General features: G+C 42.3%; 12 protein-coding genes and 1 other RNA gene. 5 read left to right on the top strand and 8 right to left on the bottom strand.

The genetic code is table 11. The features are described from left to right. Positions 1–73 precede the first annotated feature (73 nt). The 3 genes from PROVRUST_RS07675 to PROVRUST_RS07685 form a co-directional block, all read right to left on the bottom strand. On the bottom strand, positions 74–1144 hold the full coding sequence (locus tag PROVRUST_RS07675) for a 4Fe-4S binding protein (RefSeq protein ID WP_039854744.1): 1071 nt from the start codon (positions 1142–1144) through the stop codon (positions 74–76). 83 nt (positions 1145–1227) lie between these two features. After that, the gene (locus tag PROVRUST_RS07680) at positions 1228–1665 is read right to left on the bottom strand and encodes a DMT family transporter (protein WP_006814197.1); all 438 of its coding nucleotides are present in this window, start codon (positions 1663–1665) and stop codon (positions 1228–1230) included. Positions 1666–1667: 2 nt separating this feature from the next. Then, the gene (locus PROVRUST_RS07685; protein WP_006814198.1) at positions 1668–2123 is read right to left on the bottom strand and encodes a DMT family transporter; all 456 of its coding nucleotides are present in this window, start codon (positions 2121–2123) and stop codon (positions 1668–1670) included. A gap of 103 nt (positions 2124–2226) precedes the next feature. On the opposite strand from PROVRUST_RS07685, the gene PROVRUST_RS07690 reads away from it, so the two are divergent. Continuing rightward, positions 2227–3156: a LysR family transcriptional regulator gene (locus PROVRUST_RS07690; RefSeq protein ID WP_039854747.1), complete on the top strand. Its 930-nt coding sequence runs from the start codon at positions 2227–2229 to the stop codon at positions 3154–3156. A gap of 349 nt (positions 3157–3505) precedes the next feature. On the opposite strand, the gene rnpB is transcribed toward PROVRUST_RS07690, so the two are convergent. Next, positions 3506–3879, bottom strand: an RNA gene (rnpB, locus tag PROVRUST_RS19005) — RNase P RNA component class A. A gap of 83 nt (positions 3880–3962) precedes the next feature. Continuing rightward, entirely contained in the window at positions 3963–4835 is an 873-nt protein-coding gene (gene rsmI / locus PROVRUST_RS07695) for a 16S rRNA (cytidine(1402)-2'-O)-methyltransferase (RefSeq protein WP_006814200.1), read from the bottom strand. Between the two features lie 61 nt (positions 4836–4896). Between rsmI and PROVRUST_RS07700 the strand changes: the two genes are divergently transcribed. From PROVRUST_RS07700 to dolP, 4 genes are read left to right on the top strand one after another with little or no spacing between them, the layout of a single operon-like run. Further along, a complete protein-coding gene (locus tag PROVRUST_RS07700) occupies positions 4897–6570 on the top strand; it encodes a penicillin-binding protein activator (protein ID WP_006814201.1) in 1674 nt (557 codons plus the stop codon). Between the two features lie 49 nt (positions 6571–6619). Continuing rightward, complete coding sequence (locus PROVRUST_RS07705) at positions 6620–7006, top strand: YraN family protein (protein ID WP_006814202.1); 387 nt, start codon at positions 6620–6622, stop codon at positions 7004–7006. Continuing rightward, the gene (gene diaA / locus PROVRUST_RS07710) at positions 7007–7597 is read left to right on the top strand and encodes a DnaA initiator-associating protein DiaA (protein WP_006814203.1); all 591 of its coding nucleotides are present in this window, start codon (positions 7007–7009) and stop codon (positions 7595–7597) included. Positions 7598–7606: 9 nt separating this feature from the next. After that, entirely contained in the window at positions 7607–8182 is a 576-nt protein-coding gene (gene dolP / locus PROVRUST_RS07715; RefSeq protein WP_006814204.1) for a division/outer membrane stress-associated lipid-binding lipoprotein, read from the top strand. 63 nt (positions 8183–8245) lie between these two features. Here dolP and mtgA read toward each other — a convergent pair whose 3' ends face one another. The 3 genes from mtgA to arcB all read right to left on the bottom strand — a co-directional run bounded on the left by mtgA (position 8246) and on the right by arcB (position 12202). Next, entirely contained in the window at positions 8246–8968 is a 723-nt protein-coding gene (gene mtgA / locus PROVRUST_RS07720; RefSeq protein WP_006814205.1) for a monofunctional biosynthetic peptidoglycan transglycosylase, read from the bottom strand. An 8-nt stretch (positions 8969–8976) separates the two neighbouring features. After that, a complete protein-coding gene (gene elbB, locus PROVRUST_RS07725) occupies positions 8977–9627 on the bottom strand; it encodes an isoprenoid biosynthesis glyoxalase ElbB (RefSeq protein WP_006814206.1) in 651 nt (216 codons plus the stop codon). 229 nt (positions 9628–9856) lie between these two features. Beyond that, positions 9857–12202: an aerobic respiration two-component sensor histidine kinase ArcB gene (gene arcB, locus PROVRUST_RS07730; protein WP_006814207.1), complete on the bottom strand. Its 2346-nt coding sequence runs from the start codon at positions 12200–12202 to the stop codon at positions 9857–9859. Between the last annotated feature and the right edge of the window lie 16 nt (positions 12203–12218).

The raw sequence follows: 12218 nt of genomic DNA on the forward strand, positions 1-12218 counted from the left end.
ATACCTAAGAAAATAGAAGCAAGACCTTTGCCCCACGCATAGCCCAATGCTGTGGGGCTTTTTTCATTACGTACTAATGACCGATCATTTTGGCATTCGGGATAATATGGAACCAATAATTATCAGGGACAGGGCTATCCCAAACGCCTATGTAAGCTGCAACCGCAATAGTGATGAATAAAATACCTAGGGTCAAAATGGCCATCATTATTCCCGATAAGGCTATTTGGCGTTTTTTCGTCGGGGCTTGTAATGAGAAAGCCAATGTTGACGCAACTGGGCAAGATTCAACGCAAGTCATGCATCCCGTACATTCTACCGTTCTAACGTTAATTAGCTTATCGACTGGAATTCGTGACGGGCAGTTTTTGGCGCACTTACCACAATCAATGCAGCTTTCCACATTACGGCGAATTTTAACGGGTGAGAATAGAGAGAATATCCCCAACAGAGCACCATAAGGGCAAAGATAACGGCACCAAGCATTGCGAATAAATAAACTAGCTACCACGAGAACACACACGCTAATGAGTGAAACACCACTAATATAACGAAAGAAATCCAGCATTTTCACGTCGATGATGATCCCATAAGGCGACATCATAAAGTATTGGATCATTTGTGCTGGCATGGATAACGCAATATAGAGGAAGAAGGCTAATAGTAGGTATTTTAATCCTCTTAAGGGGATATCGAGCCATTTAGGGACTTTGATTTGGAAACGAAACAGTTTCTGACCTATTTTTCCTATGTATTCAGATATGGTGCCTATTGGGCACAGCCATGAGCAAAAGGATTTTTTCAGTAATAAACTGATGATAATAAAAGAAGCTAATAGAAACATCGATGCTGCATGGATCGGTGGGAAAGCGCCAGTTTCGAGGGTGTATTTTAAATTCATTAGCCCAGCGATAGGCAGCCACCCTTCTATTCCTCCCGGACGAGGAAGATAAAACGTCGCACCGCCTGTTTCGTAATAGCGAACCCAGTAATAGAAGGTAATTCCAATATAAATATTGATTGCCAATAACGTTATCTGTACGACTTTTCTCCATGTGGAGGCATTTCGCCAATCATTCCAAGGAAGTTTTCCGCCAACAGTGCCAGGACGACGTGGGTATCGTACTGAGGGTTTCTTTATCATGACCGCATATCTCTTTAACATGCATTTTAAATACCATTATTGTATTTGAATATTCAAAATGCATATTGATTTGCATCAGGGGGCTATGATGTTGCTGGTTTGATATGGCGTATTCCAATTGCGGCAAGAATCAAAATAACACCCAACGATTGAAGGTAAAAATGTTCTGGTAGGCCGTGCTGAATAATATCGATCACAAAACTGGAAAGAACCTGACCACCTATGGCCAAAATCGTCGTGAGTGTTGCGCCAAGTAGTGGTAATACATAACTGTTGATCACCACAAAAAAAGCGCCAATAATTCCACCACAAAAAGCCATCAACGGAATATGGGTTAAATCTAGAGTAAATAGAGAGGACGTAAATAAAATGATGATACTTAGAAATAAAAACCCAATAACATGGTTTACCAATGAAGCATAAAAAGCACTGGTGACTTGAGAAAGCGCGCCATTAACACTTCGGCTTAATATAATAAAAATCCCATTGCTCAATGCAATCATGACAAAAAAAAGCAGCATGGTTATCTCCCCATCACAATCAATACAGAACCCAAAAGCAGTAACAACACCGTTAAGCCATCCCGCAGGGTAATTCTTCGTTTGGCTAATCCCAATAGCCCAGCATGGTCAATCAACAGCCCCGTCACAATTTGTCCTGTCAACATTAGGACTATCGAGCCTGAAAGTGAAAGCGGGCTATTGACGGTAATGGCGGCAAGCAGGACAGTAAAAGCACCGGGAATACCACCTAAGTAGCACCAAACAGGTATTTTGATATCTGGTTTATGGGTTCGAACTGTTTTTCTTCTCACCATTATCCAAATCAAAAAAGCAATGAGACTGCCAATCCCGTGGGTCAACCAAGATGCATGTAGTGGAGAAGTAAACGTGGATAAATAGCTATTGCTCATAATCATTAATGTCAGCAATACGCCGGATAAAACAGCGATCATGGACAGCGTTATTTCTTTTTTCATTTTCTTTATTTCTTTGCTAATAATCTTAAAAGTATAAAGATTGATAGGAAGTCAAAAAAGGCATATAAAAGAAAAAGTCTGTTTCCTATTGGTTGACAATAAAATGATTGATATAGATTATTCGCTAATTCCGATTTTTATCACTGTTGTAGAACAAGGTAGCTTAACGAAGGCAGCTGATACGCTACATATGACCAAATCCGCGGTCAGTAAGAAGCTAATGGCGTTTGAAACGCAAACCGGGATACGTCTAATAACACGTTCAACTCGCCACCTACAACTAACTGAAGCTGGCGAAATCTATTATTCTTGGCTCAAAAAAGCACATGAAACCATCAATGATGGAAGAGAGGCTATTGCCCGTTATGCAGATACGGTAGACGGTATATTGAAGATCAGCGCACCGATGATTTTTGGTACGTTGCACCTTAATAAGCTATTACCTGAATTTTTAAAGCGGTGGCCACAATTACGCACTGAAATTATTTTTGACGATAAGCTGGTCGATCTTATCGGTGAGGGTTTTGATATAGCGATACGAATAGGTGAATTGCAGGATTCATCGTTGATATCTCGAACACTGTCACCATGTCGAAGTGTGTTGTGCGCCTCTCCTGCTTGGCTAGAAGAACGCGGAATACCAAAAAATCTTCAAGAATTAGCGGAACATAATTGCTTATTGTACAGTTACTTTCAGGCTGGACAGACATGGAGTTTTACTCATCTTGGTGAGAAAGTGAGATTTACTCCAAAAGGGAACTTTCGTGCCAATAATAGCCTATCTTTACATCAGGCTGCGTTACAAGGGTTAGGGGTCTGCCAACTGCCACAATTCATTGTTGCACCAGACATTCTCGCTGGGCGTTTAATTCCATTGCTCCCTGATTATCACCTGCCACTCCATCACATTTATGCGGTGTATCCAGACAAAGAGTTTTTACCAAAGAAAGTCAGCGCCTTTTTAGATTTCTTACAAGAAAAATTCTACAAATCAAGTGATTATCAAAATGATTATGAACGAGTTCTCTATTGATATTTATGACTTGATGTAACCGAATGGCGAGAAATAAAAAAACAATTAAGTGTAGTATTATCAATTAATTAGATTTTTTTCTAAACAATTTAAGATTTTTTCTAGATAGTTCGAGGTGTGCCAAGGCGGCAAAATGAGGAAATCCCTAGGAGCATACACAAGTATGTGACCAGAGTAGCCAAGTGTAGTCAACGCAGTTGCACCACTAAATATGACGAAAAAAATTTTTCTAGATAGTTCGAGATGTGCCAAGGCGGCAAAATGAGGAAATCCCTAGGAGCATACACAAGTATGTGACTAGGGTTGACGAGTGAAGCCAACGCAGTCACAACTTGAAATATGACGAAAAAATGGGAGTTGGCCGATAAGCCGGGTTCTGTCGTGGACAACCATTCATCTAGGCCAGCACTTGCGCACTGGCTCCAGCAACCTACCCGAGTTCAATGCGGGCCGCACCATATGAACCCCTATTTGGTCTTGCTCCGGGTGGAGTTTACCATGCCACGAACTGTTGCCAGTCGCGCGGTGCGCTCTTACCGCACCCTTTCACCCTTACCTGATCCTGTAAACAGGCCATCGGCGGTTTGCTCTCTGTTGCACTTGTCGTAGGCTCGCGCCTCCCAGACGTTATCTGGCACCCTGCCCTATGGAGCCCGGACTTTCCTCCCCTCTACCCGTCTCCCGAAGGGACTACGATAAAGCAGCGGTTGTCTAGCCAACTCCGCGGCGAATTATAGGCACTTTACGGTAGCTTGTACAGGCTCAAAGGCAGTCTATTTACCACAAAGCCTGTACTTGGACGAAAATCACTCGCTGTCTTGCTGATCCAGCATCAGTTTATATAGCTGATTTTTTTTCAAGCCGTAGATTTCAGCAGTAATTGCCGCGGCTTTTTTCGGCGGTAATTCTTTTTGTAATAAATTCAACGTGCGCATCACATCCGGCGTGATAGCGGATTCTTCATCTTGAGGCTTATAACCTTCAACAATCAGAACCATTTCTCCACGATGGCGATTTTCATCTTCTTTAACCCACTCAAGTAGTTCTCCAACCGGACGACCTTCAATGGACTCCCAGGTTTTTGTCAATTCACGCGCAAGAACCACTCGGCGGTCAGGCCCCCAAACTTCAACCATATCCGCTAAACTGTCTAACAAACGGTGAGTCGATTCATAAATAATTAATGTTCGTGTTTCTTGCTCAAGGGACTTCAGTACATCTTTACGACCTTTAGTTTTCGCTGGAAGAAAACCCTCATAGCAGAAACGGTCGGATGGTAATCCCGCGGCTGATAATGCTGTTATCGCAGCGCATGCACCCGGTAATGGGACAACTCGAATGCCCGCTTCACGGCAGCGATTGACTAAATGATAACCAGGATCGTTAATTAAAGGTGTACCTGCATCAGAGACTAATGCGATACTATCCCCTTGTTGAAGTTTGCTAATTAACAGATCTGCCTTTTGCTGCTCATTATGATCATGTAGCGCAAACATACGTGCATTAATGGCAAAATTCTGTAATAGAATTCCCGAATGCCTTGTGTCTTCCGCAGCAATTAGGTCAACATGTTTAAGCACATCCAACGCGCGTTGCGTGATATCTCCCATATTACCAATTGGGGTTGGCACGATGTATAGCGTGGATGCCATAACCACTGCTTGATTAGGTTGGTTCATTGTTTCATCCGAATAGCCGGTTTAAAATTAAGCAATTGAAAAATACACCATTGGATACAGTATGCGTCCTTCAATTTTTTTGCATTTGAAAAAAAAGTTACTCTGCACTGCGATGTTGTCCACTCTCGCATTAACGGGGTGCCAACTCGAACAATCGACAACCTCGACAACCACACAGCAGCAAAGTGTTTCTGATGCCAGTCATTATCAGTCTATCATCGACGCGGCTCAAGGTAAGCCCTCAATGGAAGTGCTACGCGCTTATATAAGCCAAGAACCTCTGCTTACCGACCCTGCACAACATCAAGCTAATATTGATTCTCTGTGGCAAATGTTAACACAGATGCAGCCAGAACAGATTCAAGGGATCGCGGCAGATGAAAATATTTTATTAGGCTGGGTCGACCTTCTCGATATCTATCAAAATAATAAAGATGATCCAGAAGCCCTACGAGTGGGCATTGCCGATTGGAAAACCCGTTATCCACATAATCCAGGGGCAAAAAATCTCCCAACTGCATTAGTTCAAGGTACTGTCGCAAAAGTAGGCGATGCTCCACGTATTGCACTATTCTTACCAATGAGTGGTCAAGGGCAAGTGTTTGGTCAAGCTATCCTGCAAGGCTTTACCGATGCGCAAAAAGGGCTTCCTCAGTCATCAGCCCCTTCAGTCACTGAGCCAGCAGCTCCCCAAAGTACTGGTAATGATGTTTTAGACCAAATTTATCAAGAAGTTGCTGCGACAGTGAATGAAAATGCTAATGGCGATGTCGTCGCTTCAAGCTTAACGATTGATGCTGTACCGACTAATGCACAAAGCGTCAAAGTCTTTGATACTCAAGGTAAAGCGATCCCTCAGTTAGTCCAACAAGCAACTGCCGAAGGCTATAACTTGATTGTGGGCCCACTGTTGAAAGCTGAAGTTCAAACAATAGCTCAAATGAATGCACCAATCAGTGTTCTGGCTTTAAATGAATTAGATGCAAATCAGTTAAAACCTAGCCCAAATCTATGTTATTTCTCTTTATCCCCTGAAGATGAAGCGAAAAATGCCGCTAACCAAATGCGAGCTGATGGGAAACAGATGCCGTTGGTGTTAGTTCCTGCAAATCCATTTGGCGATAGAATTGCCAAAGCTTTTGCACAAGAATGGCAGGCAAAAGGGGGCGGAACGGCATTAGTACAAACATTTGGTTCAGTAGGTTCGCTAAAAGAATCGATTAACCGTGGGCAAGGGATCCGTATGACGGGTACGCCTATCAACGTTGATGCCCAGCCAATGGTACAAACTGAAGGTGGTGTTGACGCTGTATACATCGTGGCAACCCGTGATGAGCTAACGTTAGTTAAGCCAATGATCGACATGGCTATTAGTTCACGTCAGCGTCCTGCTTTATATGCAAGTTCTCGTAGTAACCAAGGTAGCTCCAATGCGGATTACCGTTTTGAAATGGAAGGCGTGAAGTTTAGTGAAGTCCCATTATTAGCAGGGGCGAACAGTAATCTTCGTAAGCAAGCCCAAGGTAAAGTGAATAATGACTATTCATTATTCCGCCTCTATGCCATGGGCATTGATGCATGGTCACTCGCAAATAACTACGATAATTTGCAAAAGAATGCTCAATTCCGTATTCATGGGGCATCAGGCACATTAACGGTTCATGAAAATTGTGTCGTTTATCGTGAATTGCCTTGGTTACAATTCCAGCAGGGTCAAATAAAACCCGTGCAATAATATTTACAAGGCAATCAGGATGATTGCCTATTTTTCAGACTAGGATGTCATGCAAACAATAAAAAAATCATTAAAATGGTTAACTGGTAGGCATTACGAAAACCAAGCACTCGCCTATTTGCAACAACAAGGGTTGACGTTAATTGCCCGTAATGTTCGCTGTCGAATGGGCGAAATCGACCTGATTATGCGTGATGGGACGGTTTTGGTCTTTGTCGAAGTGCGTTTTCGCAAGAATAGTGATTACGGAAACGCTCTTTTATCAGTAAACTGGCACAAACGCAGAAAAATATTGGCAACTGCCCAATATTGGCTTGCTCAGCGACAACAAAGTTTTGAAACAACCCCCTGCCGCTTCGATATCTATGCAATCACCGGCAAACAGTTTGAGTGGGTTCAAAACGCGTTTAATCTTAGTGAACAGGAAAACAAGTAAGTGCTAGATAGAATAAAAGTTTGTTTTACCGAAAGTATTCAAACTCAAATTGCTGCGGCAGAAGCACTGCCCGATGCGATTTCTCGCGCAGCGGTAATGATGGTCCAGTCATTGCTGAATGGTAATAAAATTCTGTGTTGTGGTAATGGTGCATCAGCCGCAACAGCACAGCGTTTTGCTGCCAGTATGATCCATCGTTTTGAGACAGAGCGCCCAAGTTTACCTGCATTGGCGCTAAATACCGATAATACAGTGTTGACTGCGATATCCGGAAGCAAACAACCTACTGAAATTTATGCCAAACAAGTCCGAGCACTTGGTCAACATGGTGATGTTTTAATGGCTATCTCCACTCATGGTAATAGCGCTGATATCATTAAAGCAGTTGAAGCCGCAGTAACCCGTGATATGACGATTGTGGCTCTGACTGGCTATGATGGTGGTGAACTGGCAGGGCTTCTTGGTCCACAAGATGTTGAGGTTCGAATCCCATCCCAGCACAGTGTCAGAATTCAAGAAGTTCATTTATTAACCGTCAATTGTTTGTGTGATTTAATTGATAACACGCTGTTCCCACATCAGGACGAGTAAGGAGACAAAATGCGATTACTTCCAATTTTTGCCATAGTTTTGAGTTCGGTTCTTCTACAGGGCTGTATTGGTGCTGCGGTAGTCGGTACTGCTGCAGTCGCAACGAAGAGCGTTTCAGACCCTCGCTCGGTGGGTCAGCAAGTTGATGATGGCACACTAGAAGCGCGTGTCAGTGGTCAACTGAATAAAGATAAAGATATCACAAGCAAAGCTCGCATCGTGGCAACTGCGTATAAAGGACAGGTTCTATTAACCGGTCAGTCTCCAGATATGGCGTGGGCTGAGCGAGCAAAACAAATCGCCAGCAAAGTGGATGGAACGACCGCGGTCTACAATGAAGTTCGTCAAGGTGAACCTGTCGATTTAGGTACAGCATCAAAAGATACTTGGTTAACAACCAAAGTGAAATCTAAGATATTAACCAGTGATGGCGTTAAATCAGGTAGCGTAAAAGTAATTACCGAGAATGGGGAAGTTTTCTTATTAGGAGTACTGACTCGACAAGAAGGTGATGCAGCCGCCAAAATTGCAAGCGAAACCGATGGTGTCCGTCGAGTTACGACCGCTTTCACTTATCTTAATTAATCATAAACGATAATCAATTGTTATAAAAAGCCAAGCCATGAACTCAAAATCATGGCTTTTTTTTTAATCCTCACCAATTTGGTTATTTTTCAGATAATTCCTATCTCCTAAAAGGTTCATCTGATTAAGTATCCAGGCCTGCCTTTTTAAAACATAGGAAGATGGCTTTTTTACACTGAATCGATGTGGATTTGGAAGAACAGCAGCCAAAAGCGCAGACTCTTCTCTAGAAAGCTTGCTGGCAGGCTTATTAAAGAATTTATTTGCTGCTTCTTCAACACCAAAAACCCCCTCACCAAACTCCGCAATATTGAGATAAATAGTTAGTATTCTTGTTTTTGACCACATAACTTCCATTACTGGCGTCATTACTGTCTCAATCCCTTTTCTTAACCAGCTTCGACCATCCCATAACCATAAGTTTTTTACTGTTTGTTGAGAGATCGTCGAGGCGCCTCTAACCGGTCGTTTATCATCCAAATTATGCTTATAAGCACGCTCAATTGCATCGAGATCAAATCCCCAATGATGGGGAAAATTTTGATCTTCTGAAGCAATAACAGCAAGATAAACATAGGGGGAAATCTGCTTTTCATTGACCCACGTCGAATGAGAAACATAAGAAAAATTAAAGTTAATCCACGCGGATAGCTGTCTTTCGACCATCACTGCGGAAAAGGGAACGGGCACAAACTTAAAAATGATGACAGAGAATAACCATAAAGAAAGCAATGAGATTATAATTCTCTTAAGCCAGTGCCCTAATCGGAAAACAATCTTTTGCATTCCGTTAATTACGCCATTTCCAGTACTTTCTTCACAAGCTTACTGATCCCACTATTCGCCTCTGCAATAGATTGAGCCAGCATATAAGCAGGAGTTGTAACAACCTTGTGAGTTTCATCCACAACAATATCATCAACAGAACAGACAACATGCTGACCGCCCATTTTTTCAATTTGAGCAATCGTTTCAGCATCATCACCAATTGTTAGTTTCACTGATGTATTAAGCATCTTTGGTAGCATGACAGGAGCAATGCACATCAGTCCTAGTGGCTTTTTCTGCTGGTACATTGCCTGAACTAAACTTAATAGTTCTTTATTAATTTCACAGTCACTTCCTTTCACTGCGAAATTACATAGATTTTTTGCCACACCAAAACCACCTGGAATTATAAGGGCATCCAGCTTATTCGCATCAGCTGATGATAAAGTGGCTATTTTACCACGAGAAATACGTGCAGATTCTTCCATTTGATTGCGTTTTTCTGTTTTTAAACTACCATTAATGTGATTAATTACAGTAGCTTGATCTTCATTTGGAGCAAAAAAATAGACTTCAGCATTATTTTCACTTAAAGCCAGCATAGTTAATACTGTCTCATGAACTTCACTCCCATCAAAAACACCACAGCCACTTAAAATTACCGCAATTGATTTCATATCTTCCGCCTTTTGTAGTAAATTACTCCTCAGACACCAAACAGACAAACATCAATCTTCATCACAGATTTTAATGAATCTTGTAACAGGTTCACTAAATTTTGGTATCGTGGTAATGTCTGAGTCACGACAAATGTATTTTAATGATTCGCCTACAATAAAATCATAAGCGAATCAATGATTTCCCTGGTGTTGGCGCAGTATTCGCGCACCCCGACTTCGGTTGGGGTTATTTTTTTGTACGGTTATCAACCCAGTTTCTCAAAGTTTCTATATCTGACTTCCAATCCTGTTTTAGCTCATCTACCCACTCTTGAACATTATCCCACCAAGCAGGTAATTCCGGTGATTGAATTTGCTGAGCAAGTTTCTGTAAATTTTTCAGTCCAATGGAACCCGCTGCCCCTTTGATTTTGTGAGCTTCTTCAACAATCCCTTTTTGATCTTTAGCCACCATATTGGTATCAAGAATAGCGAGATAACCAGGGATCATCTTCTCGAATACCGCCAACCCGTCGTAAATCAGCTTTGGTCCCACTAAATCAATATATTGCTCAAGCATGTCACAATCTAGAATGGATTCATCAACTTCAGACATTGAGATATTCTCCGTATGTTCATGGTTAGCGGAGGCATTGTCGCCCCAGAATTGCTCAATAACTTGAGTCAAGGCTGGAACGGATAAAGGTTTGCTTAGAACACCATCCATTCCCGCATCAAAGTACTCTTTCTTGTCTTTCAATACATTGGCAGTTAATGCAATTAATGGTGGTAAATCTTCCTTGTCGTACTGCTGTTTTAGTTGTCTAGAAATATCCAAGCCTGTCATATCTGGTAATTGGATATCTAGTAGAACAAGGTCATACTCACCTGGTGCGAACATTTCCAATGCATCTTTACCTGTCATGGCGACGTCAACCGTATTGCCAAGGTTCTCTAGCACAGAACACGCCACAACCACGTTAAGTTCGATATCTTCGACTAGTAAGATATGGAGAGCGGGGAGCGGATAATCATCTTCATTTTCTTGTTGCTCCTCAATTTGATCTTCAACAACAGGGGCTGTAATGGATAATGTGAATGTTGAACCCTGACCAATTTTGCTTTCAACCTGAATATCTCCACCCATACTTTGTGCTAGCCTACGAGATACAGAAAGCCCAATCCCCGTTCCGGTTGCAGGGCGTCCACCCGCAGAATCTCGAACTTGGTAATACATCGCGAAAATTTTATCGAGTTCATCCTGTGGAATACCAATACCACTGTCTTTCACTTGGAAAAATAGTTTGTTATCTGCTTCTCGCCATATACTCAGCTTCACTTCCCCTTTTTGAGTAAACTTCACTGCGTTACCAATGAGATTCCACAAAATTTGGCGTAAGCGAGTGCCATCCGTCAGAATAGTTTTTGGTAGCCCTCGAGCGACATCCAGAACAAATTTCAGCCCCTTTGGCTGAACAAGTAGTCCACTCAAGTTTTCGAGATCATTGACAAATTCAGGTAGTACGACGGGTTGGTTATCCAATTGCACTTTACGACGTTCAATCTTGTCCATCTCGATAACGTCATTAAAGATATTGCCCAACGTGATAGCGCTGACATGGATAGTTTTCAGGTAGCTGGCTTGCTCCTTACTAAGTTTGGTATCCAGAAGTATGCGGCTAAGCCCCACAATGCCATTAAGCGGCGTACGAAGCTCGTGGCTGATCGTTGAAATGAAGGTGGTCTTATCCCTACTAGCGTTCTCTAACGCCTCCTGATAACGTTTACGCTCGGTTATATCGCGACCAAAGCCCATTAGCCCATGTCGTTTACCAACACGATCGTAAAATGGTACTTTACGTAATTCAAAACAGGCCTTGCGTCCGTCGGGATACACCAGCCACTGTTCGTAAGTAAGTGCAACGTTATGTCTGAAGACTTTTTCGTCAGTCTCCATTACTTTTGCCGCTATTTCGGCATCATAAATATCTAATGGTGTTAGCCCCACCAGTTGTTTCTCACTTTTACCTGTGAGTAACTCCATGGCGCGGTTACACCCCGAAAATTCGTTATTTTCATTTCGGTAATAAACGAGGTCAGGAGAGGCATCCAAAAACGAGCGTAACAACACGGATTGCTGTTCGAACTCAATTTGGGTTTGTTCCCGAAATTTCATTTCTTGTTTTAATTGTTCTAATAATTCGAGGTGGGCACTTTCTGCTTTTTCTCGTTCAATAATTTCTAGATTCAGTTGCTCAATATTGCCTTGAAGTTGGGTATTTAGCTCCGCATCCCGATGTCTCATAACCTCAAGTTTATCGACCATACGCGTTAAGCGCTGACGTGACTCTTCCAATTGTTCGACCACGACGGAAAGAAAATAAACGGCCAATGGCGTAATGATTAATCCAAATAGGATTGAACCTACCATATCGAGGCTATCCACGTGTCCACGTAAGAAAATTGCCACTGCCATTTGCATTATCATCGCAAGCACAATCAACGCTGATGCTAGTAGCAAAGAGAAACGTACTAACCCCAGTTTCATCATCAGGTCGACATAATATTGTGCTAGACCGCGAAGTACTTTCATAACCACCCCTTAGTTA

The sequence above is a fragment of the Providencia rustigianii DSM 4541 genome (assembly GCF_000156395.1).
GTDB classification, from domain to species: domain Bacteria; phylum Pseudomonadota; class Gammaproteobacteria; order Enterobacterales; family Enterobacteriaceae; genus Providencia; species Providencia rustigianii.